Here is a 23,930-nt window from a genome sequence, read left to right on the forward strand (position 1 = left end):
CCTAGGTCGCACTGAGGATGACCGCCAATCATGGTGACGCCTCAAACGGCGCTTGGAGAAGAGCAAGATGGCTAAGGCCAGAAATCAGAACGCGCGGGCAGGGTTCCCGCTGAACCGCCGTGCCGCGGCGATTGCCGCCGCGCTGGCCGGCCTGTCCAGCATGGCGCACGCCCAGACGGCGCCCCCCGCGCCTGCGGCCGCCACCGGACAAGCCGGGGAACTGGCTGCCGTGACCGTGACCGGCGACTGGCTGGGCACCCCCACCGAAGAAAAAGTGTTGTCCCACCCAGGCGCCCGCACCGTGGTCGAACAGCAGCAGATCCAGGAAAGCGGGTCCAGCAGCGTGCGCGACGTGCTGCGCCAGATTCCCGGCGTCCAGGTGCAGGACAGCAACGGCACGGGCGGCAGCGACGTGTCGCTCAACGTGGGCGTGCGCGGCCTGACCTCGCGCCTGTCGCCCCGGTCCACCATCCTGATGGACGGTGTGCCGATGGCCTACGCCCCCTATGGCCAGCCGCAGTTGTCGCTGGCGCCCGTGTCGCTGGGCAACCTGGAATCGGTCGATGTGGTGCGCGGCGCCGGTTCGGTCCGCTATGGCCCGCAGAACGTGGGCGGCATCATCAACTTCGTGACGCGCGCCATCCCGCAGGACTTCACGACCAGCCTGAACGTCGGCAGCGAAATCTACAGCCATGGCGGCAACGTCAAGACCACGCCCAGCCTGTTCGTGGGCGGCACCACTGACAAGGGCCTGGGCGGCGCGCTGCTGTATTCGGGCACGCATGGCGACGGCTACCGTTCCAGCAACGATTCAACCGACATCGACGACGTGATCCTGAAGGGCGCCTACCGCTTTTCGGCGACCGACGACGTGGCCGTGTCGCTGCACCACTTCGAAGGCAAGGGCCGGATGCCCGGCGGCCTGACCACCGCGCAATACTCGGAAGACCCGTTCCAGTCGACCCGCCAATACGACCAGTTCACGGGCCGCCGTACCGACGGTTCGCTGAAGTACACGCACAATGACGGCGTCAACAACTTCGAAGTGCTGACGTACTACGTGGATTCCTACCGCGGCAGCTATATCGAGCAAGGCGGCACCGGCGCCACGGCGAACCAGTTCCGCCTGACCACCGCGCCGCGCAGCTACCACTATTTCGGCTTCGAACCGCGTTATTCGCGCCTGTTCGATTCGGGTTCGTTCGTGCAGGAAGTCACCGTCGGCTACCGCTACCTGAAGGAAAGCAGCTCGGAAGTGGCCGGGCGCACCGCCTACTACAACCCGGCCGCCGGCGGCGATGCGTTCGACTTGAACATGCCCACCTACCAGACGAGCGACGGCGGCACCACCGCCCACGCCTTCTACATCGACGATCGTATCGACATCGGCAAGTGGACGATCACGCCCGGCGTGCGCTTCGAAAGCATCAGCACCTACAACAACGTCACCAACTTCAACACCGCGACCGGCGCCGTCACCAGCGCCTTGTCGCCGTCGATCGATTCGCGCGTGACCCTGCCGACCCTGTCGGTGCTGTACCGCGTGGACGACAAGTGGTCGCTGTTCGCCAACGCCGGCAAGTCGTTCGGCCCGCAGCAGTACAGCCAACTGGCGTCCACCACCGAAGGCTTGCACCCCGAAACCGCCAAGACCTATGAAATCGGCACGCACTTCGCGGGCCAGGCCTGGAGCGGCGAACTCACGCTGTTCAACATCGACTTCGACGAGGAATTGCAGCTGACGCGCTCGATCGTAGGTGAGGGCATGTGGACCGACCTGGGCGCCACCCGCCATCGCGGCGTGGAATCCGCCTTGCGCTACGACATGGGCGACCTCAGCGACGCCTTGCGCGGCCTGTCCGTCTACGCCACCTATACGTACACGCAAGCCATTGCCAAGGCCGGCGCCTTCGAGGGCCGCGACCTGCCCCTGTACTCGCGCCAGGTGGCGTCCGTTGGCGCCCGGTACGCGGTGCAGCGCTGGACCTTCAATGCCGACGTCTTCGCGCAGTCCAAGCAGCGGTCGCCGGGTTCGCCGGATGCCGGCGCGGGCTACGTCACCGAGGAAGACGCCAGCGGACGCCTGGGCGACATCCCTGGCTTCGCCACGGTGGCGTTGCGGGCAGGCTATGATTTCGGCCGCGACATGAATAACCTGAAACTCGCCGTTGGCGTGAAAAACCTGTTCGACCGCCGCTACTACACGCGCTCCACCGACAACAACGGCGGCAAGTTCGTGGGGCAGCCGCGCACGATCTACATGCAGGCCTCGATGGCCTTCTAAGCACCGTGAGCATTGCATTGACCGGATCGTTCTTGTGAAAGGCCTGCGCGGCGTATGGCTGCGGGTGCATCGCTGGCTGGCGCTTAGCGCCGGCTGGATCCTGATCTTTTCAGGCCTGTCCGGCGCGGCGCTCGTCGTCACGCCGGCTCTGGACCGCTGGGCGAATCCGCAGCTGTTCCAGGCCCGTTCGGACTTGGCTCCCGGCCAGGCGGGCGTCACGCTCGAATCCGTGCTGCGGTCGGCCCGGCAGGAATTCGGCGACGGCGCGAACCTGGTGTTCCGGCCTGCCCGCGCCCCGGGCGAAACGCTGGAAGTGCGGGTGCGCGGCGGCTGGCGCGGCACGCTCTACCTGGACCCGGCCACGGGTGCCGAGCAAGGCCGGCGCGGTGAAACCGAAGGCGCGGCCAATGTGCTGTTCAAGCTGCACAGCGCGCTGTATCTGGACAGCACCGGCAAGGCCATTCTGGCCTGGGTGGCGCTGGCCTACCTGTTCCTGCTGATCACGGGGCTGATCCTGTGGTGGCCGCGGCACTGGGCCAAGGGCTGGAACATCGCACTGGACCGAGGACTGTTGCGATCGCTGTTCGACCTGCACCGGGTGGGCGGGGCCACGCTGGGCCTGCTGATCGCGGTATCGGTCGCCACCGGCGCCTACATGGCGTGGCGTCCGCTGGGCGCGGCCGTAACGTGGCTAAGTGGCGCCGCCCCGGTCAAAGCGCCGAAATTGCCGGCCGTGGCCGCCAGCGCCGTTGCCGGGCAGCCGCTGACGCTGGATCAACTGGCCGAAAAAGCCGTGGCGCAATTCCAGGAACCGGCGCCCATCGGCTATATCGTGGTGCCGCCGCACGCCGGCGCGCCGACCCGTTTCCGCATGATGCTGGGCGATGACCCCCATCCCAACGGCATGACTTCCGTCTGGATCGACCCGCGCACGGCCGACGTGCTGGCCGTCCAGCGCTGGAACACGCTGGACCCGGGCGCACGGGCGACGGCCGTGGTCTACCCGCTGCACACGGGCGAACTGGGCGGCGTGGCGCTGGAAACCGCGGTCGCCTTGGGCGGCCTGACGCTGGGTGGCCTGGGCATCAGCGGCGTATGGCTCTGGTGGCGCCGCCGCGCCGTCAAACTGGCAACGGCCAAGGCGCGCAGCCGCTGACGTGGCGCCCGGCGGGGCGCGGGAATACTATTTGCTGATCACTTCCCGGTTTAGAGGAGTCGATCATGGCAACAAGAACCATCTGGAAGGGGGCCATTTCCTTCGGCCTCGTACACATCCCCGTCGGCCTGCACACTGCCACCACGGAGTCCGGCGTGGACTTCGACTGGCTGGACAAGCGCTCCATGGATCCGGTCGGGTATAAGCGCATCAATAAGCGCACCGGCAAGGAAATCGACAAGGACAATATCGTCAAGGGCGTGGAGTATGAAGACGGCCAGTACGTCATCATTTCCCCGGAAGAGATTGCCGACGCCTATCCGCGCACGACGCAAACCATTGAAATACAAGAGTTCGTCGATGCGGGGGATGTGCCTTTCGTCTATCTGGAGCGGCCTTACTACGTTGCGCCGATCAACAAGGGCCAGAAGGTGTATGCCTTGTTGCGCGACACCTTGGCCAAGACCGGCAAGATCGGGATCGCCAAGGTAGTTATCCAGACCAAGCAGCATCTGGCCGCGCTGATCCCGTCCGGAGATGCGCTGGTGTTGAACCTGATGCGCTGGGGTGACGACGTCAAGCCGCAAGACGAGCTGGACCTGCCCAAGTCCGGCGCCCGCGGGATGACGCCGAGTGCCAGCGAACTGAAGATGGCCAAGATGCTGGTCGAAGACATGTCTGGCAAGTGGGACCCCGAGCAGTACAAGGACGAATTCAAGGCGGCGGTCATGGGCCTGGTGGCCAAGAAGGTCAAGGCCGGCAAGACCGAGACCGTTCTTGAGCCGCAAGAGGAAACGCCCGCCTATGCGGACAACGTGATCGATCTGACCGAATTGCTGCAACGCAGCCTGAAGGGCGGAAAGAAAGCGGCACCCGCCGCAGCGAAGAAGACCGCGGCCCGCAAGACGCCCGCCAAGAAGGCACCCGCGAAAGCGGCCAAGGCGGCCAAGGCCACCAAGGCGGCGCGGCCCCGCAAGGCGGCGTGACATGGCCGACAGCCTGAAGACCTATCGCAAGAAGCGCGACTTCAAGGTCACCCCGGAACCCGCCGAGGGCGGCGAGGCAAACGAAGCGGCCCGCGCCTTCGTCATCCAGAAGCACTGGGCCAGCCGGCTGCATTATGACTTCCGGCTGGAGCTGGACGGCGCGATGAAGAGCTGGGCGGTACCCAAGGGCCCCAGCTACGATCCCGCCGTCAAGCGCATGGCCGTGCAGGTGGAAGATCATCCCATCGCCTACAACCAGTTCGAAGGCCAGATCCCCGAGGGCCAGTACGGCGCCGGCAAGGTCATCATCTGGGACGAGGGCCGCTGGATGCCGGTCGGCGATGCGCGCAAGGGCTACCGCGACGGGCACCTGAAATTCGACCTGCAGGGCACGAAAATGCAAGGCCGCTGGGCGCTGGTCCGCATGAAGGGCAAGGAATCCGACAAGCAGCCGGCGTGGCTGCTGATCAAGGACCGCGACGACTTTGCGCGCCGCGAACGCGAATTCAGCGTGGTCGACGAAATGCCCGACAGCGTGGTGCCCTTGCGCAAGAAGACGCCGGCGAAAGCGCGTCCGCAAGCGGAGCCCAAGGAGGAGAGGGCGAAATCCAAAGGGGACGAGGCGGCATTGCCGGGCCAGGCAGCCGAGCTGCCGGCGTCGTTGAAACCGCAACTGGCCACCTTGGCGGACGGCATACCGCCGGGCTCGGAAGACTGGCTTTATGAATTGAAATTCGACGGCTATCGGCTGCTGGCGCGCCTGGACGGCGACACCGTCACCCTCCATACGCGCAATGGACACGATTGGAGCGCCAAGTTGCCGCATCTGGTGGACGCCTTCGGACGGCTGCCAGCGAAATGCGCCTGGGTGGACGGCGAGGCCGTGGTGCTGGATAAGCAGGGCGTGCCCAATTTCCAGGCGCTGCAAAACGCCTTCGACGGCGAAGCCACCGGGGGCATCGTGTTCTACGCCTTCGACCTGCCGTTCATCGGCGGACGGGACCTGCGCCAGGAACCGCTGCGCGTGCGCCGGGCGTTGCTGGCGCAGTTGATGGCCGCAAGCGACGACGACCATCTGCGGTTCAGTGAAGCGTTCGACCAGACACCTGCCGATCTGGTGGCGTCCGCCTGCAAGATGGGGCTGGAAGGCATCATCGCCAAGCGCCAATCCGCCGCCTACGTGTCGCGTCGCAGCGATAACTGGCTGAAGATCAAGTGCGGGCGCCGCCAGGAGTTCGTCATCGTCGGCTACACCGCGCCGCAGGGCACGCGCGAGGGCCTGGGCGCGCTGTTGCTGGCCGTGCACGAGGACGACGGCGCATTGCGCTACGCCGGCAAGGTCGGCACCGGCTTCGACCGCCAAGGCTTGCTATCGCTTCAGCAAAAGCTTGCCCGTATCGAAACCCGCGACAAGCCGGTGACGGGAGGCGAGGGCAGGGGCGTGCAATGGGTGAAGCCGGAATTGATTGCCGAAGTGGCGTTCGGCGACTGGACGAGCGGCGGGCATATCCGCCACGCCGTGTTCCAGGGCTTGCGTACGGACAAGCCGGCGCGCGAGATCACCCGCGAAAGGGCGGCCGCAGTCACGCGAGCGCCCGCCGCGAAGGCGCAGGCCAAGCCCGCGGGCAAGATCGGCAAGCTGACCCATCCCGAACGGGTCATCGACCCGTCGACCGGGCTGACCAAGCTGGACCTGGCGCGCTACTACGGCCTGGTCGCGCCCCTGCTGCTGGAACACCTGAAATCCCGCCCCGTCTCGTTCCTGCGTGCGCCGGGCGGCATCCAGGGGGAGCTGTTCTTCCAGAAGCACCTGGAAGCCGCCATGCCGGGCGTCAAATCGTTGCCGCCCAAGCTGGACCCCGGCCATCCGCCGCTGCTGGAGGTACCGACCGCCGAAGCGGTGCTGTCTGCCGTGCAGATGAACGTGGTGGAATTCCACACCTGGAACGCCGTGAAGACCGCGATCGGCAAGCCCGACCGCATGCTGTTCGACCTGGACCCGGGTGAAGGCGTGGGCTGGCTAGCCGTGCAGCAGGCGGCCCAGCTGGTGCACACCCTGCTTGACGAAATCGGCCTGACGCCCTGGTTGAAGACTAGCGGGGGCAAGGGCTTGCACGTAGTGGTGCCGCTGCGCCGGCAGTACGACTGGGACACCATCAAGGCGTTTTCGCAAGCGATCGTCACGCATCTGGCAAGAACGCTGCCGAAGCAGTTCGTGGCCAAGAGCGGGCCGAAGAACCGGGTCGGCAAGATCTTCGTCGACTATCTGCGCAACGGTTTCGGCGCCACCACGGTGGCGGCCTGGTCCGCCCGGGCGCGGCCGGGGCTGGGCGTGTCGGTGCCGGTGGCGTGGGAAGAGTTGGCGAAACTCAGCGGCGGCGCGCATTGGACCATCGCCAATATCCATGCGCGCCTGGACGCCGGTAATACGCCCTGGGAGGGGTATGCGCCGCAGGCGGTGGGGCGGGCCATGGCCGCAATCGATTTCCGGCCTGGCAAATGACTAGGTGTTGCCCAGCAAACGGCTGATGGCCTGCGCCTCCTGGCGCACCGCCAGCCCGACGCGGCCATCCGCGGACGGATCGAAGCCGCCGGTGGCGCCCAGCGCGGTCAGCACGGCGCAGGGCCGGCCGGCATAGTTGTAGATCGGGGCCGATACGGCGCTGATGCCGCGCAAGTTCGTGTCGCGCACCACGGCGCAGCCCGCCGCCTGCACGGACCGCTGCAGCGCGCCAATCGGGTCATCGGCATGCAGCATCGCCCGCTGTTCGGCCGTGGCGGCCTCCAGCTCGGCTTCGGCCAACGCCCGCACGGCGGTCTCGTCCAGCGTCGCCAACAAGACCTGGCCGGTGGCTGACCACAGCATCGACAACACCGACCCCACGCGCACGTTTACGGTGACCGGCAACCCTGGCTCTTCAAAACGCACGATGGTGGGCCCCTTGTTGCCCATCACCGCTACGAAGCACGTGACTTCCAGCGCTTCCCGCAGCCGGATAAGCGACGCTTCAGCCAGGCGGATGGGATCGGCCTGCCGCATGGCCGCCAGGCCCAGCAGCAAGGTCTCCAATCCCAGGAAGTACTGCTGGGTGGCGGCGTCCTGACCGACCAGCCCGCCTTCCATCAGGCTGACGAGATAACGGTGCACCTTGGCGGGGCTTTCCTCGATCCGGGCGGCAATCACGCTCAATCCCGCGCGGCCGCCAAGCTCGCCCAGTGCTTTCAGGACGGCCATGCTGGTCTCGGCCGCCTGCACGCGCTGGCGGCGTTCACGGGGACGCGGAAGATCGGGGGTGGCAGTCATGGCGGGAAGTCGGAAGGGGACAGAGGCGAAGGGTAAACCGGGTTTATTGAATTACGCAATGCGTATATGATTTACGCATAAAACAGATGACTACCCGGAGTAGAGACATGTCCCAACCCGCCCAACCCGCGACCGGCTGTCCGATGCATGCGGCTGCCGCCGCCAGCGGCTGTCCCGTGCACGTCAGCGAGCGCGCCGCCGAATTCGACCCTTTCGGCGACGGCTACCAGCAGGATCCGCCCGAGTACGTGCGATGGGCGCGCGAGCAGGAACCCGTCTTCTATAGCCCGAAGCTGGGCTACTGGGTGGTGACCCGTTACGACGACATCAAGGCGATCTTCCGGGACAACATCACGTTCAGCCCGTCGATCGCGCTTGAGAAAATCACCCCGACAGGTCCGGAAGCCAACGCCGTGCTGGCGTCGTACGGCTATGCGATGAACCGCACGCTGGTCAACGAAGACGAGCCGGCCCACATGCCGCGGCGGCGCGTGCTGATGGAACCGTTCACGCCCGAAGCGCTGAAACACCATGAACCGATGGTGCGCCGCCTGACGCGCGAGTATGTCGACCGTTTCATCAACGACGGCCGCGCCGACCTGGTCGACCAGTTGCTTTGGGAAGTCCCGTTGACGGTGGCGCTGCATTTCCTGGGCGTCCCGGAAGAAGACATGGATCTGCTGCGCCGCTATTCCATTGCGCACACGGTCAATACCTGGGGCCGTCCCAAGCCCGAGGAACAGGTGGCCGTGGCGCACGCGGTCGGCAATTTCTGGCAGCTGGCCGGCAAGATCCTGGACAAGATGCGCCAAGACCCTGACCAGCCCGGCTGGATGCAATATGGCCTGCGCAAGCAACGCGACTTCCCGGACGTCGTCACCGATTCCTACCTGCATTCGATGATGATGGCGGGCATTGTCGCGGCGCACGAAACGACGGCCAACGCCTCGGCGAACGCGCTGAAGCTGCTGCTGCAGCACCCCGACGCGTGGCGCGACCTATGCGAAGACCCGTCTTTGATTCCCAACGCGGTCGAAGAATGCCTGCGGCACAACGGGTCGGTCGCGGCGTGGCGCCGGCTGGCCACCTGCGACACCACCATTGCCGGCATGCCGATTCCGGCGGGCTCCAAGCTGCTGATCGTCAGTTCGTCCGCCAACCATGACGAGCGCCAGTTCGCCGATGCCGACCTGTTCGACATCCGGCGCGACAACGCCAGCGACCAGCTCACCTTCGGGTACGGTTCGCATCAATGCATGGGCAAGAACCTGGCGCGCATGGAGATGCAGATTTTCCTGGAGGAGCTGACGCGCCGGCTGCCGCACTTGCGCCTGGCAGCCCAGCAGTTCACCTACGTGCCCAACACCTCGTTCCGCGGCCCCGAACACCTGTGGGTCGAGTGGGACCCGGCGCAGAACCCCGAACGCAACCAGCCTGAGCTGCTGGCGCAACGCCAACCGGTGCGCATCGGCGAGCCCTCGGCCCACGCCAGCGCACGCACGCTTGTCGTCGAACGCGTGGAGCCGGCCGCACACGGCATCGTCATGCTGACGCTGGCCTCGCCCGACGGCAAGGCGCTGCCGCGCTGGGCGCCGGGCGCGCATATCGACATCGAATGCGGCGACACCGGCCTGTCCCGGCAATACTCGCTTTGCGGCGACCCGGCGGACGCCACCCGCCTGCGCATCGCCGTTCTGCGGGAAACCGACGGGCGCGGCGGTTCGGCCTGGGTCCACGACAACGTGAAACCCGGCCAGCGCCTGCGGGTCCGCGGCCCGCGCAACCATTTCCGCCTGGACGAAAGCGCGGCCAAGGTGGTCCTCGTTGCGGGCGGCATCGGCATTACGCCCATCAGCGCCATGGCGCGGCGCGCACAAGCGCTGGGCATCGATTACGCGTTGCATTACAGCGGCCGCACGCGCGCCGGCATGGCCATGCTGGCGGAACTGGCCGCCCTGCATGGCGACAGGCTGCACATCCATATCAGCGAAGAGGGCAGTCGCAACGACTTCGGCGCGCTTCTGGCGCAGCCCGACGCAGACACCCAGATCTACGCCTGCGGGCCCGAACGCCTGCTGGACGCGCTGCAACAAGCCTGTGCGCACTGGCCGCAGGACGCATTGCGGGTCGAACATTTCCATTCGACGCTGGGCACGCTGGACCCCGAGCGCGAGCATGCGTTCGAGGCCGAGCTGAAAGACTCGGGGCTGGTGGTGACCGTGCGCGCCGACCAGACCCTGCTGGCTGCGTTGCGTGCCGCCAATATTGACGTGCAAAGCGACTGTGAAGAAGGCCTGTGCGGGTCTTGCGAGGTCAGCGTGCTGGCAGGAGACATCGACCATCGCGATGTGGTGCTGACCCGCGCCGAGCGCGAGGCCAATCGCAAGATGATGAGCTGCTGTTCGCGCGCCTGCGGCCAGCGCATCGTGCTGGAACTCTGAACGGCCGGGCAGGCGCGGCGTCGGTGCCGCTAGCGGGCGTCCGCCACGGCGCGCTGCACGGCCGGTCGCGCGGCGACACGGGCCAGGTAGGCAGTCAGCTTCGGAAATTGCGCCAGGTCGACCCCGTCGCCTTCGAGCCAGCTGCCGATGGTGAACAAGTAGCCGTCGGCCACGCTGTATTCCTCGCCCGCGACCCACGGGCCGACAATCTGGCCTTCCAGATACGCGGCGCAGGCCGTCATCGTCTGCGGGACCTTGGCGCGCATGGCCTCGTGCGCGGCGGCGTCGTCGGCCCAGCGCGCACCGCGCCGCTTATGCGCGTGCGCCACGTGGGCCGTCGCGGCCAGATAGCTCGTCAGCTCCTGCATTCGCGCGTAGGCAAAGGGATCGTCCAGCGGCGCCAGCCTGGCTTGCGGAAAGCGCTGCGCCACAAAGGCGAGGAGGGCGGGGGTCTCGGTCAGCACGCCCTGCTCGGTGGCCAGCGCCGGCACGCGGCCTTTGGGATTCACGCGCAGGTACTCGGGGCTTTGCTGCTGTCCCGCGGCAAAATCCAGCTTGACCAGGTCAAAATCGGCGCCTGCTTCGTGCAGCGCAATGTGGGTCGCCAGCGCGCACGTGCCAGGGGCGGAGTAAAAGGTCCAACGGGCCATCGTCATCCTCTATCGGTATGGGGCAAGAAGTCGCCGGGTCGTGTTGCGTTGGGACCCGAACCCCGATCACGATAGCAAACTCTTGTTCGGTTGGCGCGTCGCTGGGCGCAGCGGCGGCTTCCTGCGCGCGAGGCTCGTGGTCGATGGATGGCCGGAGCGCCGCGTCAGGGCGCCCCGACCATCCGGCATCATGCCGTTGCCGACTCGGTGACGCCGCACCATTGGGCAATGAACAGGGCGATTGCCTTGGTGATGAGGCGCAGGGACTCGATGTGGACGCGTTCGTCGAAACCGTGGATGTCGAGCGATTTCGGACCGTAGACCAACGTCGGCATATTGCCGTAGATCACGAACACCCGCGCATCCAGGTAGCCGGGCGTGGTGAAGCTTTCCAGGTCGCTCTGGAAGGCCTGCTTGTGGCATTCGCGCAGGGTGTTCTCGGCGTCGCTGCCTTCCTCCAGCACATAGCCTTCGGCATAAAAGCCGGTGTAGGTTACTTCGGGCGGCGTACCGCCGAACCGTGGGTCGGTGGCGGCGTCGCGCAGGCAGGCGTCGATCTGCTCGCGGGCCTCATCGGCGGTGGTACCCGGGTAGATCGCCGCGCGCACGTCGAACTCGCACCAGGGCGGCACCGTGGACGGCCAGTCTCCGCCCTCGATCTTGCCGATATTGAAGTTGATGGGATGGTCCAGGTGTTCGAAGTGGCGGTGGCAGTGGTGCTGGCCGTTCCATTTGGCCTCCAGACCGCGCAACGCCTGGATCGCGGCATAGGCGGCATCGATGGCGTTAAAGCCGTTGGCCATTTCGCGGGTGTGCGTGGGATGCCCCTGCACACGGACCTTGAACCACAGCACGCCGACGTTGGCGCGCACCAGCATGTTCTCTTCGGGCTCGGGAATGATGACGGCGTCGGCCTGGTAGCCGCGCAACAGCGCCGCCAGCGCGCCGTTGCCGGTGCATTCCTCTTCGACGACCGATTGGAAGTAGATGGGCGCGGCGGGCGCGTAACCGGCGGCGCGCACCGCGTCGTAGGCATACAGGTTGGCGGCCAGGCCGGCTTTCATGTCGGCGGCGCCGCGGCCATACATCCAGCCGTCGATGATCGCCGGATCCCACGGTGAGCGGCTCCACATGTCGACCGGGCCGGTCGGCACCACGTCGATGTGTCCATTGAGGATGAGCGATCGGCCGGCTTGCTGTTCCGGGCGATAGGTGCCGACGACGTTGAAGGCGTTTTCGTAGGAAACCGTGACGGGCCCGAAGCCGGGATGCGACTCGATGTCCTTGACGTCGATGCGCCAGCGGTCCATCGCGAAACCGCGCTGGCGCATGGCTTCATAAAGGAAATCCTGGGCGGTATGTTCCTGCTCGCGTAGCGACGGGAACCGGACCAGGTCCTGGGTGAACGCCAACTGCGCGTCGAATTGCGCGTCGACCGCCTGGAGGATGCGCCGGGTCTGCGCTTCGGTGAGCGGCTGGGGAGAGGGGGATTGCGTCATGCGGATTCCTTCAAAGAGGGTGGGATTGGGTCATGCGGCCGACACGGAGGCGCGCGGCGCGTTCAGGGCCAGGCGGCGCTTGTGGCCGGCCAGCGCCCAGAGCGAGAAGAGCGTGATGGCCGACAAGGTCGAATAGAAGATCGCCAGCGGCAGCCATTGGCCGGGATAGTGGTAAGTCAGCCAGGTGCCGACCAGCGGCGTCATGCCGCCGGCCACTGCGCCGCACAGTTGGTACGACAGCGAGATGCCGGAGTAGCGCACGTGCGTGGCGAACGCCGAGCTGATGTATCCGGCCATTGCCGAATAGATCGCGGCCATGAAGACCAGCACGATGGAGATGCCGGCGATGATGCTGAATGCGGTGCCTTGGCTGACCAGCATGAACATCGGGTAAGGAGCCAGCACCGAACACGCCGCGGCGGTGATCAGCACGCGGCTGGGCCCGAGCACGTCCGCCAGCCACGCCGCCAGCGGTTGGACCAGGAACTGGATGATGGCGACGACGAACAGGCAGTCCAGGATCAGCGTACGCGGCAGGCCCATCGTCTGCGTGGTGTACGACAGCATGAACGTGTTGGTGAAGTAGATGCCGCCGATCGCCACCGTGCAGACACCCATGCAGAGCAAGACGGTGCGCCAGGCAGTGCGCAGCACTTCCTTGGCGGGAATCTCCGCGCGCTCCTGGCGTTCGAGGACCTGCGCGAAGTCGGGCGATTCATTGACGCCAACGCGGATGAAATAGCCCACCACCAGCAGGACGGCGCTGATCAGGAACGGGACGCGCCAACCCCAACTGACGAAGTCGGCTTCGTCCAGCGTCGTCAGCAGGCGGAAGGCCAGCAACGACAGGATCAATCCCGCCGGGCTGCCCAACTGCGCGAACGACGCGGCGAACGTGCGCCGGGCCTGCGAGGCGTGCTCGCCCGCCATCAACACGGCGCCGCCCCATTCGCCGCCGACCGCCAGGCCCTGCGCCAGACGCAGCAGCAAGAGGAGGGCGGGGGCCCACAGGCCGGCGGTGGCGTAGCTGGGCAGCAGGCCGATGCCGACCGTGGCCACGCCCATGATGACCAGGGTGGCCATCAGGGCGTTCTTGCGGCCGACTCTGTCGCCGAGGTGGCCGAAGATGACGCCGCCCAGCGGCCGCGCCAGAAAGCCGGCGGCGAACGTGCCGAAAGACGCCATGGTGCTGATGAAGGGGTCGGCGGTGGGAAAGAACACCTTGCCGAATACCAGAGCGGCGGCCGTGGCGTAGATGTAGAAGTCATACCATTCGATCGTGGTTCCGACGAATGCGGCGGTTGCGGCCCGAACGGGCTGACGCGCCGTAGAAGGAGTGGCGGGAGCGGCCATGTTTTCCTCTTGGCTGAATATCGTTGTTCGAAGGCGCGTTTATCGCTCCGAGCTCGACATAACGTCAATTTATGCTTTCTAATAATCGACTTTAGCCAATTTGATGTCCGGCGAAAACACGGGGCCTCCCGCCTGTTTTCGCCGGGCAAGGCCAAACATCGATTAACGGCGCGCGACCCTGATGACACCTGCCACGCTTCTCGACACCCGCACCGGCGATCGGCTGGACTGGAACCTGCTCCGTACGTTTCTGGTCATTGTTCAGGAACGCAGCATCAGCGGCGCCGCCACCAAATTGCACCTGACCCAATCGGCGGTCAGCCAGGCGTTAAAGCGCCTGGAAGATCAGCTGGGGCGGCGGCTGATCGAGCGGCACAACACCGCATTCACGATCACGAACGCCGGCGAGGAAGCCTGCCGGGCGGCAGAGGCCATCTACGGCAGCGTGTCCCAGTTGCTGACGGATGTCTCGCAAACGAAGGTGGAAGCCACGGGGCGGATCCATCTGCTTGTGGCCAGCCGGATCCACTCGACCGTTTACGACAACTTCTGGGCGGATTTCCATCGTGCTTTTCCGCGGATTGAAGTGCAGATGGACGTGATGCCTAGCAGCGAAATCGTCACGCTGATGCAGCAGCGGGCCGCCACGGCGGGTATCGCATTAAGCCGCCGGATGCCCAAGCGGCTGGAGAGCAAAGTGTTCCTGCAACAGCGGTATGCGCTGTTCTGCGGGCGCAACCATGCCTTGTTCGGCAAGCCCGACATCCGCATCGAGGATTTGCTGGGCGAGAATTTCGTGTCGTTTGCGAGCGATGCCCTGGGCGACAGCCTGTCCCCGTTGACCATCTTCCGCGACCAGCGTGGCTTTTCAGGCCGCATCGTGGCGTCATCGACGCAGCATGACGAGGTCAAGCGCCTGCTGATCGCGGGGTTCGGCATCGGCTGCCTGCCGGAGCACAGCGTCCAGGCGGACCTGGAACAAGGGCGGCTGTGGCGCCTGCCGCCCGGGGAAGGGGTCTGCTCGGTCGAGCTGCATCTGCTGTGGCACCGCGACGCGCAGCTGACGCCCGCCGAGACGGCGTTCCTGAAGCATTTCCGGGACTACATCGACGGCTATTCCATGGCGGAACGCCTGGCTTCCCATGAACTGGCCGTGCAATAGGCCAGAGCGCCGGGCTGGAACTACAGGCGCTGCCCGCCGGTTGCGTCGATGCTTTGGCCGGTGATCCAGCGGCCCTCGTGCGATGCCAGGAACGCGACGATGTCCGCGATGTCTTCCGGCTGCCCCACGCGGCCCAGCGCAATCGTCTTGGCAATGACTTGGCTGATCTCGGGGTCGCGCGCGCGCTGGTTCAGGTCGGTGCTGGTGGCGCCCGGCAGGACCGCGTTGACCGTGATGCCGCGTGCGCCCAGTTCGGCGGCCAGCAGCAGGCTAAGCGCTTCCAGCCCCGCTTTCGCAGGCGCATAGACGCTCATCTCGGGATAGGCGGCCCGGGTGCCCATCGACGAAATGTTGATGATGCGGCCGTTGTCGCGCAGGAACGGCAGGCAGTGCTGGATAAGGAAGAACGGCGACTTCAGGTTGACTTGCAGCACACGGTCGAAGTCTTGGGGGGTGACGTCCGCCAGCAGCGCCCGCAGGCCGACGCCGGCATTGTTCACAAGAATGTCCAGGCCGCCGTCGCCGTTGCGTTCAAGCAGGGTCTGGCGCAGGTCGCGCGCCAGGTCGGACGCCGCCTCGGGCGCGGACAGGTCGGCCCGCAGCGTCCAGGCCTGGCCGCCGGCTGCGCGGATGAGGTCGGCGACGTCGTCGGCGGCGTCGCTGGCGGCGTTGTAGTGGACGGCGACGTGCGCGCCACGCCGCCCCAAAGCCAGGGCGATGGCGCGGCCTATGCCGCGGCTGGCGCCGGTAACCAATGCGGTCTTGCCGGTCAAGCTGTCAGATGCGTGGCTCATGCGGCCTCCGTTTCAGGGGTTGTCCAGGTCTGGCGGGCTTCCAGTGCGCGCGCCTGCAAGAGCAGGGCGTTGCGGTCGACCTTGTTGGTGCCGGCCCACGGCAGTTCGTCGACGAAGCGGATGCGCCGCGGGTGCTGGTACGCGGGGCCGTTGGCCAGCGCATGGCGCTTCAGGCTGTCCGCGTCTAGGGCGCTGCCGTCGCGGCGCACCACGAAGGCGACGGGGATTTGGCCGCGCTCTTCGTCGGCCAGGGGCACAACGCAGCTTTGGCGTACATCCGGATGCAGTTCCAGCAGCTTTTCCACTTCGACGGGATAGATGTTCTCGCCGCCGCAGACGAACATGTCGTCCGCGCGGCCCACGAAATAGTAGAAGCCCTGGGCGTCGCGGCGCATGACGTCGCCGCTGTAATACCAGCCGTCCCGCAGCACTTGCGCGCTCTTTTCGGGCAGGTTGTGATAGCCCGACAAGACGGCCGGATTCTTCATCAGCAGCACGCCTTCATCCGGATTGGGGCCGTCGGCCAGGTGGACGTGGGACGGATCGATCGGATGGCCCACCGCCAGCGGCGGCGTGGGCAAGCCGTCGGGATGCGGGCCGAACACGGCCGGCCCGGCTTCGGTGGTGCCGTAGCCGTGGGTGATGCGCACCTGCGGCAGGGCCTGCTGGATGCGCTCGTAAAGCGCCACGGTCATCGGCGCAGAGCCCAGCATGACGCGGCCCAACGCAGACAGGTCACGGCCCTGCAGCAAGGCAGGCTCCTTGACCAGTCGGGCGAACATGGTGGGCACGGCCGTCAGGACGGTGATGCGGTAGCGTTCCAGCGCATCGGCATAGGCGGCCACGTCGAACGCCGGCTGGATCACCAGCAGGCTATTGCTGGCGAATGCGCGCTTGGCCATGAAGAGGCCGTTCATATGGAAGAGGGGCTGGGCCAGCAGGTAGTGTTCCTGTCGATCGGGTACGGCCGCCGAGCCGGACGTGGCGCCGAGCGCCCACAGCTGGCCCGCGTGCGTCAGCGGCACGCCCTTGGGCTTGCCGGTGGAACCTGACGTGTACAGCATCTGCGCCACGTCGTCGTGCGCGGGCGTAACGGTGTCGAAGGCCGTCGGCACGATCTGCGCGGCAAAGCCCTGCGGTCCGGCTTCATCGAAATCCAGCACCGGCACCGTGGCCTCGAAGGCGGCGCGGCGCGCACTGTCTACGAAGGCCAGGGCAATTCCGGCGTCGCGGATCACGTAGTCGATGTTCTCTTGCGTCTGCTTGATGTTGATCGGCACGGCCACGAAGCCGGCGCGCATGATGCCGAAATAGGTAATCAGGTATTCGGCGCGGTTCAAGGCGGCGATGGCGATGCGCGAGCCGGCCGGCAACGCGCGGGCCGTCAGCCATGCGGCGACGCCACCGGCCAGTTGATGGATGTCGCCGTGCGTGTAGCGGACAGGCGCGTCGGCGACCCGCAGGTCGACGATGGCGGGCAGGGTGGCGGGGCGGCTGGGGTCAGCCAGATCGCCCAGGTTCTTCAGAGGATGCGTCATTGGGGAAATTCCGGGAGTTTTGGCGCTTAACGCTTTTGCAGCTTGGGGTTGAGCGCGTCATTCAGGCCGTCTCCGACCAGATTCAGAGACAGCACGGCAAGCATGATCGCGACGCCGGGGACGGCGCAGATGTACCAGGAGGACCGGATCAAGCTGCGGCCTTCGCCGACCAGGCGGCCCCAGCTGGCGATGTTGGGGTCGCCCAGGCCCAGGAAGGACACGACCGATTCGTACAGGATGGCGCCCGCCACCACCAGCGACGACATCACGATGACGGGCGGCAGCGCGTTGGGCAGGATCTCGGCGGCGACGATGCGCAAAGGGCTCATGCCCACGGCGCGGCTGGCCTGCACGAATTCCCGTTCCTTGAAAGACAGGAATTCGGCGCGGGTCAGCCGGGCGATGGGCGGCCACGACACCAGCCCGACGGCCAGCGTGATGGCTTCGATGTGCGGGCCCAGCACCGACACGATGGTCAATACGAACACGACGTTCGGAATGATCTGGAACAGTTCGGTGACGCGCATCAGCACTTCGTCGATCCAGCCGCCGGACCAGGCGGCGGCCGCGCCGATGCTTACTCCGATCACGGTTGCGGCCGCGGCGGCGACCAGGCCGATCAGCAGGGTGGCGCGGGCGCCATGCGCGATCAACGCCGCGATGTCGCGGCCCATGGAGTCCGTGCCCAGCGGATAACGCCAGGATTCGAAGGGCCAGATCTCGGGCGCGCCGACGATGCGCAGGGGATTGATGGGATACAGCCAGCCGGCGCTGGCGGCCAGCAGGGCGATCAGCAGCAGCACGACCGCGCCCGCCACCGCACCGCGGTTGCGGACGAATCGGGCGGCGAACGACGCGGGGCGAGGGGTTGCGCGGGCGACGGGCAGGGTGGCAAGCGTAGGGGATGCGGACATATCAGACAGCCTTGATGCGCGGGTCCATCCGCGTGTAGAGAAGATCGACGACGATGTTGGCCAGGACCACCACGAAGGAGCTCAGCACCAGGATGCCCAGCACGACGGGGTAGTTGCGGCTCATGACGCTGTCGAACAGCACGCCGCCGATGCCCGGCCAACTGAACACGGCCTCCACCACGATGCTGCCGCCCAACACCGAGCCCAGTTGCAGGCCCAGCAGCGTGACGATGGGCAGCACCGCGTTGCGCAGAATGTGCCGCACCACCACGGCGGTGCGCGTCAGGCCCTTGGCGTAGGCGGTGCGCACGTAGTCCATGCGGCTGACTTCCAGCATCGACGCCCGCATGACGCGGGCATAGGCCGCGGAATAGAACAGGCCCAGGGCGATGGCGGGCAGCGCCAGGTGATGCAGCACGTCCAGCGCCTGCCGCCACAAGCCGCCGTCCAGGCCGATGGTGACCATGCCGCCCACGGGAAACCAGCCCAGCTTCACCGAAAACAGGATGATCAGCATGATGCCCAGCCAGAAACTGGGCGCGGCAAAGCACAGCACGGCAAACGCCGAGACCGCGCTGTCCCACCAGGTGTTGACCTTGATGGCGGACACGATGCCCGCCGCCATGCCGACCAGCACGGCGATGGCGATGCTGGCCAGCATCAGTACCAGCGTGGCCGGCAGGTGGGCCAGGATTACGTCCAGAACTGGCAGGTTGTGCCGGTACGAATAACCGAAATCCAGGCTCGCGACCGAACCGATGTACTTCAGCAGTTGGACGGTCGGCGGCTGGTCCAGCCCATACGTCACGCGCAGGCGTTCGATCAGCGCCGGGTCGGTGACCTGCTGCTCGGCCGTCATGACGTCCAGGAACGTGCCGGGCACGGATTGGATCAGGGCGAAGTTGAGCACCACCACGCCCAGCAACAGCGGAACGGCCTGGAGCAGGCGGCGCAAGATCAAACGCAACGGCATGGCGGATCTCTTACGCTTGCAGCCACACGTCGGCCAGGGTTTCGCCCTGGACGTTGGCGCCGGTGGTGAAGTTGCGCACGTTCTTGCCGGCCAGCGTGAACGACTGGATTTCCACCAGCGGCACGATCGGCACGTCGGTCGAGGCCAGGCGCGCGAACTGCGCGGCCAGCGCCTTGCGGGCGTCGGGCGCCGTTTCTACCGCCAGCTTGCCGACCAGCGCGTCCATCTCGGGGCTGGAGTAGCCGGTGGCGTTGCGGAAGGCGGCCCCCTTCACGATGCCATCGGTGGTGAAGAACTGGGTCACGGTTGGCACCAGTTCCAGCGGCGAAGTGAAATTGGACACCGCAATGTCGTAGTCGTAGTCGCCGTAGATGCGCTTGAGCGCCGTCGCGCGGTCCACCGAATCCAGCTTGACGGCGATGCCCACGTCTTCCAGCGCCTGCTTCAGGTATTGGCCCAGCTTGGCGTTCTCTTCAAACCACGCGGCGGCCACCAGGTTGACGGTGAAGCGCTTGCCGTCCTTGACGGGCAGCCCGGCGGCGTCCAGCAGCGACGCGGCTTTCTTCGGGTCGAAGGGATAACGCGGCACGTCTTCGGTGAAGAACAGCGGGTTGCTGCTGAAGATGGGGGCAATGGCGGGTTTGCCGCGGCCGTAATAGATGGTGTCGACGATGAACTGGCGGTCGATGGCGTGCAGGATCGCCTGGCGCACCTCGCGGCGGTTGACGATGTCGCGGCGCTGGTTGAATTCGGCCGTCACCGTCCAGGCCGTGTTCTGGTAGCCGCGCGTGTCCACGACGACCTTGCCGGTCTTGACCAGGCGGTCGATGTCGCGGGCGGGAACCGGATTGGAATAGGCCAGGCCCAGCTCGCCCGTTTCCAGCGCGGCGCCGCGCGAGGCGGGGTCGGACCACCAGCGGATGACCAGCTTGTCCAGGTTGGGTTCGCCCGGGTTCCAGTACTTGTCGTTGCGCTGGTATTCCACGTGGCTGCCGCGCACCCACTTGCCGTATTTCCACGGGCCCGTGCCCACCGGCGTGTTGTTCAGCGGGTTGGTGATCAGGTCTTTGCCGTCATACAGGTGCTTGGGCACCAACAGCTGATACTGGCCGGACAACGTGGATTTCAGGAAGAATTCCGGCACGGGCGCGTTGAAGGTCAGCACGACCGTCTGCGCATCCGGCGCGGTGGCGTCCGTCAACGATTTCAGCGCGATACCCGCAGAAATCGGCTTCCAATGCTGCAGCACGTTGTAGACGACGTCGGCCGACGTGAAGGGTGCGCCGTCGTGCCAGGTGACGCCTTCGCGCAGCTTGATGGTGTAGCTGCGGAAGTCCGCCGCCGGGGTGACGCTAAGCGCCAGCGCGGGTTGGAATTTCAGGTCGGCATCCAGCTTTAACAGCCGTTCCAGGATCTTGGTGGACGTCTGGAACGGGCTGGATCCGCCGCCGCCGGGCACGAACAGCGCTTGCGGCTCCAGGCCGCCCCAGGTGGCGACGAGCGTGCCGCCCTTGCGGGCGGGGCCAGCGTCCGCGCCCGGTTGGGCGGTGGCGGCGTACAGCGCCTGCGGCAATGCGCCCAGGCCGGTGGCGGCCAGGGAGCCTGCGGCGGTGCGGGTCAGGAAGGCGCGCCGTCCGAGGCGCGGAGCTTGGGTCATGATGGCATCCTTGTTGGGTAACGCGGCTCAGCCTTGGCTGAGCGTGGCGTAGGTGGCGCGGCCGATGGCGACAAGCGCGCCCTGGTCGTTGTAGAGGTCCACGTCAGCCACGCCGACGCTGCGCCCGTTGCGGCGCACGCGCGCCACCGCGGTCAGGCCGGTGTTGACGGCGGGCCGCAGGTAATCGACGCGGAAGTTGATGGTGGGCAGGCCGCGGCCCAGCAGCATGCCGACGGCGAAATCGCCCACGGTGTCGATCACGGCGGCCAACGGGCCGCCATGCCATTGGCCGCTGGCGGCGCCGCGTTCGAATTCGGCCCGCATCGGCGCCAGCACGGTCAGTTCGCCGCGCTCGTGGTCCACGGCGCTGACCGACAGGCCCAGCCATGCGATGAAGGGAGAATCGTCGAACTTGGCCTGGATCTGGGCGGCGTTCAGCACATTGCTCATGACGTCACCAGCACTTTGCCGACGATCTTGCGATCTTCCAGCGATGCCAATGCCTCGGCCCCTTGTTCCAGTGGCCAGCTACGGTCCACTTCCACGTGCAGGCGGCCGCTGCGCACCAGTTCCAGCAGTTCATGCAGGTCTTCGCGGTCCCAGCCGTTGGAGCCGCGGATCTGCAGCTCGAACGTCCAGATGTAGCGCAGGTCTTCCTTGGGGTCGAAGCCGGCGGTGGCCCCGCAGGTCAAGAGACGGCCGCCCAGGCGCAGGCAACGCAGCGATTTCACCCAGGTGTCGCCACCCGTGAAGTTCACCACCACGTCCACGCCGCCAGACTTGGTGCCACGACGGCGGGCAGGGCGGCCAAAGCGTTCCTGCACGGCCTTCAGGAAGTCTTCCTCGGTGTAAAGGATGATGTGGTCGGCGCCCAGCGCGCGCAGCGCTTCGCCTTTCTCCGGCGTACCTGCGCAAGCGATGACTTCGGCGCCGGCCAGCTTGGCCAATTGCACCGCGCACACGCCCACGCCGCCGCTGGCGCCCAGGATCAGCACCTTTTCACCGGCCTGGATCTGGCCGATGCGATTCATCATGCGCAGCGCGGTGCCGTAGGCCACCGGCAGCGCCGCGGCCTGTTCAAAGCTGACCTCATCGGGCAGGCGCAGCAACTGGTGCGCCGGCACGCGGCACAGCTCGGCCAGGCCGCCGTGGATGGTTTCGCCCACCAGGCCGCCGTCAACGCGGTCGATCGGGTCGACCAGCACGCGGTCGCCGGCCTTCCAGTCCCGCACGTTGGCGCCGGTCTGCACAATCTCGCCGGCCACGTCCAGGCCGATGATCACGGGGAAGGGCAGTTTGATGCCGGGCATGCCGCGGCGCGTGAATACGTCGTGGTAGTTCAACGAGGACGCGCGCACGCGAATGACGACGTCGTCCGGCCCGGCGACGGGATCGGGAAATTCGGTTTCCAGACGGAGCTTGTCGTTGCCGCCGTGTTCACGCAAAACAATTGCTTTCATGACTGCCAATAGTAGGAAGAGGAAATAGGGAAAAGGCTTACCAAGCGGCCACGCCGGCGATCGCCTGGCGCGTGATGGTCAGGCCGTGGGCCAGCGCACTACGCCGCCACACGCTGGATACGGGCACGAAGGCGTCGACCAGGTCGGCGCGCAACTGGGCGTCGCGGGCGGCATCGGGCGCGTGCGGGGCCTTGAAGCGCAGCCACTGGTCCAGCCTTAGCGCGGGCCGCATCTGCAGGCCGCGCGTGCCGAATTCGACGACGGCGCCGGCCAGCGCGCGGTCACCCAGCGCCTGTTGCACGCCACGGAACACCAGGCCCTGGTAGTCGGGGCGGGCCAGGCCATGCGGGCGCTGGTCGCGGACGCGGTCGGCGCCCCACCAGTGAGCGGCCTGCGCCTGTTCGGCGCTGCCTTCGTCGTTAAAGCACAAGAAAAAGGGTTCGCCGTATTCGCCGATGCCGGTGTGCCAGTCGATAAAGGCCACGCGTTCGCTGGCGGCCAGATGTTCGTCGACGATGCGGCGCAGGGTACGGTTGGACCACTCGGGGCCGCTGCCGCCGTAGACCAGGCCATCCGGATGCGTGTACTGGCCGCTGGCGGTGGTGTTGAACAGCGCGTCGGCGCCGTGGGTCTCGCGGAACGCCTCGACGGCGCGTGCGCCGGCTTCCAGGCTGGCTTCGGTCCAGGCGTCTGGAATCAGATGCGGATGCAGCGTGGCGTAATGCGGGTTGGCCGGCGTTGGACGCGTGTGGTCAATGAAGTTGCGGTTCAGGTCGACGTTGTTTTCGGTCGTGCGGGTGTCGTACGCGTAGCCGTAAGGATTCAGCGCGTGCACCAGCACCACGTTCACGTCTTCCGGCAAGGGATTGCCGCCATCGGCGCGCAACCAGCCGATCTGCACGGCAGAGCCCGCCGCGCCTTCCAGGCCGTGCGTGCCGCTGATCGCCAGATGCGTGCGCGGGGCGTCGGCACGGCCCAGCACGGCAACATCCACGCTCAGCGCCTGGCCGTGCGGATCTTTCAGCGTGGGATGCTCATGGCGCGACAGCGCCGCGCCGCGTTGCGTCGCGGCCGCGACGAACGCCTGGCGCGCCGCCGCGTAATCGATCGAAAAGCAGTCCCAGTAATCGGGCAGGGTATCGCTCATGTCAGGCCGCCTCTTGGACGAACACCTGCAGCGCGCCGGCCCCGTCTTCGGGCGGCACCACCAGTTCGCCATGCGCGTTGGCGCGGTAGTTCACCTGATTGGCGTCGAACAGGGCGCGCGTCTTCGCCAGATCGCGCACGCCGATCACCGATCCCGCGAACCAGCCGCCGTGGGCAGATGCCGGCAAGCCGGCCGGGACGCGGACGCGCGGATACCGCTGTTCGAACGCGGCGGGGCTCAGGAAGTCGATGCGCAGGCTGCCGCGCCGTACTTGCAGGCCGCCGTCGGGCAGCTCGCTGATGGCGATCGGTCCGAACACGCGCTCATAGCCGGCGCGCAGCGAGGCAGGATCAGGGTGGACGGCGATCAGCGATTCGATGCGTCGCGCGCCGTTGGCGTGTTCCTGCCATTCCGGCCGGAAGACGAGGTGGCGCGTCAGGTGGCCGCAGGTGAAGAAGTCGGGCACGCCCAGCAGGCCGGCCGGAAAGTTCGTGTTGTTCCAGGCGGCGTCTTCGCTGCCTTCAGGCAGATGCACTGGGCGGGCGCCCCGGTTGGGGGGGGGGGGGGGGGGGGCCCCCCCCCCCCCCCCCCCCCCCCCCCCCCCACGGTCGG

Annotated in this window: 19 protein-coding genes; 6 read left to right on the plus strand and 13 right to left on the minus strand. The window is 66.7% G+C overall.

The features are described 5' to 3' along the window. The first annotated feature begins 67 nt into the window (after positions 1-67). The 4 genes from AC27VE_RS22835 to ligD all read left to right on the plus strand — a co-directional run bounded on the left by AC27VE_RS22835 (position 68) and on the right by ligD (position 6,929). Entirely contained in the window at positions 68-2,284 is a 2,217-nt protein-coding gene (locus AC27VE_RS22835; RefSeq protein ID WP_488705050.1) for a TonB-dependent receptor family protein, read from the plus strand. A 34-nt stretch (positions 2,285-2,318) separates the two neighbouring features. Then, positions 2,319-3,440, plus strand: coding sequence for a PepSY-associated TM helix domain-containing protein (locus tag AC27VE_RS22840; protein WP_488705051.1), 1,122 nt, complete (start codon positions 2,319-2,321; stop codon positions 3,438-3,440). Positions 3,441-3,505: 65 nt separating this feature from the next. Continuing rightward, the gene (ku, locus tag AC27VE_RS22845) at positions 3,506-4,426 is read left to right on the plus strand and encodes a non-homologous end joining protein Ku (protein ID WP_088587448.1); all 921 of its coding nucleotides are present in this window, start codon (positions 3,506-3,508) and stop codon (positions 4,424-4,426) included. A 1-nt stretch (position 4,427) separates the two neighbouring features. Continuing rightward, positions 4,428-6,929 (plus strand): DNA ligase D, encoded by a 2,502-nt coding sequence (gene ligD, locus AC27VE_RS22850; protein WP_488705052.1) that lies wholly within the window; start codon positions 4,428-4,430, stop codon positions 6,927-6,929. Here ligD and AC27VE_RS22855 read toward each other — a convergent pair whose 3' ends face one another. Next, a complete protein-coding gene (locus AC27VE_RS22855) occupies positions 6,930-7,730 on the minus strand; it encodes an IclR family transcriptional regulator (RefSeq protein WP_488705053.1) in 801 nt (266 codons plus the stop codon). Positions 7,731-7,837: 107 nt separating this feature from the next. Here AC27VE_RS22855 and AC27VE_RS22860 point away from each other — a divergent pair, with 107 nt between their 5' ends. Next, on the plus strand, positions 7,838-10,171 hold the full coding sequence (locus tag AC27VE_RS22860; RefSeq protein WP_488705054.1) for a cytochrome P450/oxidoreductase: 2,334 nt from the start codon (positions 7,838-7,840) through the stop codon (positions 10,169-10,171). Between the two features lie 29 nt (positions 10,172-10,200). On the opposite strand, the gene AC27VE_RS22865 is transcribed toward AC27VE_RS22860, so the two are convergent. The 3 genes from AC27VE_RS22865 to AC27VE_RS22875 form a co-directional block, all read right to left on the minus strand. Continuing rightward, positions 10,201-10,821: a glutathione S-transferase family protein gene (locus AC27VE_RS22865; RefSeq protein WP_488705055.1), complete on the minus strand. Its 621-nt coding sequence runs from the start codon at positions 10,819-10,821 to the stop codon at positions 10,201-10,203. Between the two features lie 188 nt (positions 10,822-11,009). Next, entirely contained in the window at positions 11,010-12,320 is a 1,311-nt protein-coding gene (locus tag AC27VE_RS22870) for an ArgE/DapE family deacylase (protein WP_488705056.1), read from the minus strand. Between the two features lie 30 nt (positions 12,321-12,350). Then, complete coding sequence (locus AC27VE_RS22875) at positions 12,351-13,673, minus strand: MFS transporter (RefSeq protein ID WP_488705057.1); 1,323 nt, start codon at positions 13,671-13,673, stop codon at positions 12,351-12,353. 181 nt (positions 13,674-13,854) lie between these two features. On the opposite strand from AC27VE_RS22875, the gene AC27VE_RS22880 reads away from it, so the two are divergent. After that, a complete protein-coding gene (locus AC27VE_RS22880) occupies positions 13,855-14,835 on the plus strand; it encodes a LysR family transcriptional regulator (protein ID WP_280026246.1) in 981 nt (326 codons plus the stop codon). A gap of 20 nt (positions 14,836-14,855) precedes the next feature. On the opposite strand, the gene AC27VE_RS22885 is transcribed toward AC27VE_RS22880, so the two are convergent. The 9 genes from AC27VE_RS22885 to AC27VE_RS22925 are packed head-to-tail and all read right to left on the minus strand — an operon-like array spanning position 14,856 to position 23,853. Beyond that, positions 14,856-15,629 (minus strand): SDR family NAD(P)-dependent oxidoreductase, encoded by a 774-nt coding sequence (locus AC27VE_RS22885; protein ID WP_488705058.1) that lies wholly within the window; start codon positions 15,627-15,629, stop codon positions 14,856-14,858. After that, positions 15,626-17,167 (minus strand): class I adenylate-forming enzyme family protein, encoded by a 1,542-nt coding sequence (locus AC27VE_RS22890; RefSeq protein ID WP_488705059.1) that lies wholly within the window; start codon positions 17,165-17,167, stop codon positions 15,626-15,628. Before AC27VE_RS22890 ends, AC27VE_RS22885 begins: the two co-directional genes overlap by 4 nt. Before the next feature lie 26 nt (positions 17,168-17,193). Next, positions 17,194-18,081: an ABC transporter permease gene (locus AC27VE_RS22895; protein WP_488705060.1), complete on the minus strand. Its 888-nt coding sequence runs from the start codon at positions 18,079-18,081 to the stop codon at positions 17,194-17,196. A 1-nt stretch (position 18,082) separates the two neighbouring features. Continuing rightward, positions 18,083-19,054: an ABC transporter permease gene (locus AC27VE_RS22900; RefSeq protein WP_488705061.1), complete on the minus strand. Its 972-nt coding sequence runs from the start codon at positions 19,052-19,054 to the stop codon at positions 18,083-18,085. Between the two features lie 10 nt (positions 19,055-19,064). Next, a complete protein-coding gene (locus AC27VE_RS22905) occupies positions 19,065-20,711 on the minus strand; it encodes an ABC transporter substrate-binding protein (RefSeq protein WP_006227807.1) in 1,647 nt (548 codons plus the stop codon). A gap of 27 nt (positions 20,712-20,738) precedes the next feature. After that, entirely contained in the window at positions 20,739-21,161 is a 423-nt protein-coding gene (locus AC27VE_RS22910) for a PaaI family thioesterase (protein WP_006227806.1), read from the minus strand. Further along, positions 21,158-22,171 (minus strand): quinone oxidoreductase family protein, encoded by a 1,014-nt coding sequence (locus AC27VE_RS22915; RefSeq protein WP_488705062.1) that lies wholly within the window; start codon positions 22,169-22,171, stop codon positions 21,158-21,160. Before AC27VE_RS22915 ends, AC27VE_RS22910 begins: the two co-directional genes overlap by 4 nt. A gap of 37 nt (positions 22,172-22,208) precedes the next feature. Continuing rightward, positions 22,209-23,318 (minus strand): M14 family metallopeptidase, encoded by a 1,110-nt coding sequence (locus AC27VE_RS22920; RefSeq protein WP_488705063.1) that lies wholly within the window; start codon positions 23,316-23,318, stop codon positions 22,209-22,211. A 1-nt stretch (position 23,319) separates the two neighbouring features. After that, positions 23,320-23,853, minus strand: a complete 534-nt coding sequence (locus tag AC27VE_RS22925; RefSeq protein ID WP_488705064.1) for a hypothetical protein — start codon at positions 23,851-23,853, stop codon at positions 23,320-23,322. Between the last annotated feature and the right edge of the window lie 77 nt (positions 23,854-23,930).

The sequence above is a fragment of the Achromobacter sp. 18P8.1.1 genome (assembly GCF_057799415.1).

Excerpts from the sequence above, each read along its gene's own strand:
- AC27VE_RS22895 (WP_488705060.1), bottom strand. The coding sequence starts at position 18,081 with ATGTCCGCATCCCCTACGCTTGCCACCCTGCCCGTCGCCCGCGCAACC.
- AC27VE_RS22900 (WP_488705061.1), bottom strand. The coding sequence starts at position 19,054 with ATGCCGTTGCGTTTGATCTTGCGCCGCCTGCTCCAGGCCGTTCCGCTG.
- AC27VE_RS22835 (WP_488705050.1), top strand. The coding sequence starts at position 68 with ATGGCTAAGGCCAGAAATCAGAACGCGCGGGCAGGGTTCCCGCTGAAC.
- AC27VE_RS22920 (WP_488705063.1), bottom strand. The coding sequence starts at position 23,318 with ATGAGCGATACCCTGCCCGATTACTGGGACTGCTTTTCGATCGATTAC.
- AC27VE_RS22880 (WP_280026246.1), top strand. The coding sequence starts at position 13,855 with ATGACACCTGCCACGCTTCTCGACACCCGCACCGGCGATCGGCTGGAC.
- AC27VE_RS22905 (WP_006227807.1), bottom strand. The coding sequence starts at position 20,711 with ATGACCCAAGCTCCGCGCCTCGGACGGCGCGCCTTCCTGACCCGCACC.
- AC27VE_RS22865 (WP_488705055.1), bottom strand. The coding sequence starts at position 10,821 with ATGGCCCGTTGGACCTTTTACTCCGCCCCTGGCACGTGCGCGCTGGCG.
- AC27VE_RS22860 (WP_488705054.1), top strand. The coding sequence starts at position 7,838 with ATGTCCCAACCCGCCCAACCCGCGACCGGCTGTCCGATGCATGCGGCT.
- AC27VE_RS22875 (WP_488705057.1), bottom strand. The coding sequence starts at position 13,673 with ATGGCCGCTCCCGCCACTCCTTCTACGGCGCGTCAGCCCGTTCGGGCC.
- ku (WP_088587448.1), top strand. The coding sequence starts at position 3,506 with ATGGCAACAAGAACCATCTGGAAGGGGGCCATTTCCTTCGGCCTCGTA.
- AC27VE_RS22870 (WP_488705056.1), bottom strand. The coding sequence starts at position 12,320 with ATGACGCAATCCCCCTCTCCCCAGCCGCTCACCGAAGCGCAGACCCGG.
- AC27VE_RS22910 (WP_006227806.1), bottom strand. The coding sequence starts at position 21,161 with ATGAGCAATGTGCTGAACGCCGCCCAGATCCAGGCCAAGTTCGACGAT.
- AC27VE_RS22885 (WP_488705058.1), bottom strand. The coding sequence starts at position 15,629 with ATGAGCCACGCATCTGACAGCTTGACCGGCAAGACCGCATTGGTTACC.
- AC27VE_RS22915 (WP_488705062.1), bottom strand. The coding sequence starts at position 22,171 with ATGAAAGCAATTGTTTTGCGTGAACACGGCGGCAACGACAAGCTCCGT.
- AC27VE_RS22890 (WP_488705059.1), bottom strand. The coding sequence starts at position 17,167 with ATGACGCATCCTCTGAAGAACCTGGGCGATCTGGCTGACCCCAGCCGC.
- ligD (WP_488705052.1), top strand. The coding sequence starts at position 4,428 with ATGGCCGACAGCCTGAAGACCTATCGCAAGAAGCGCGACTTCAAGGTC.
- AC27VE_RS22855 (WP_488705053.1), bottom strand. The coding sequence starts at position 7,730 with ATGACTGCCACCCCCGATCTTCCGCGTCCCCGTGAACGCCGCCAGCGC.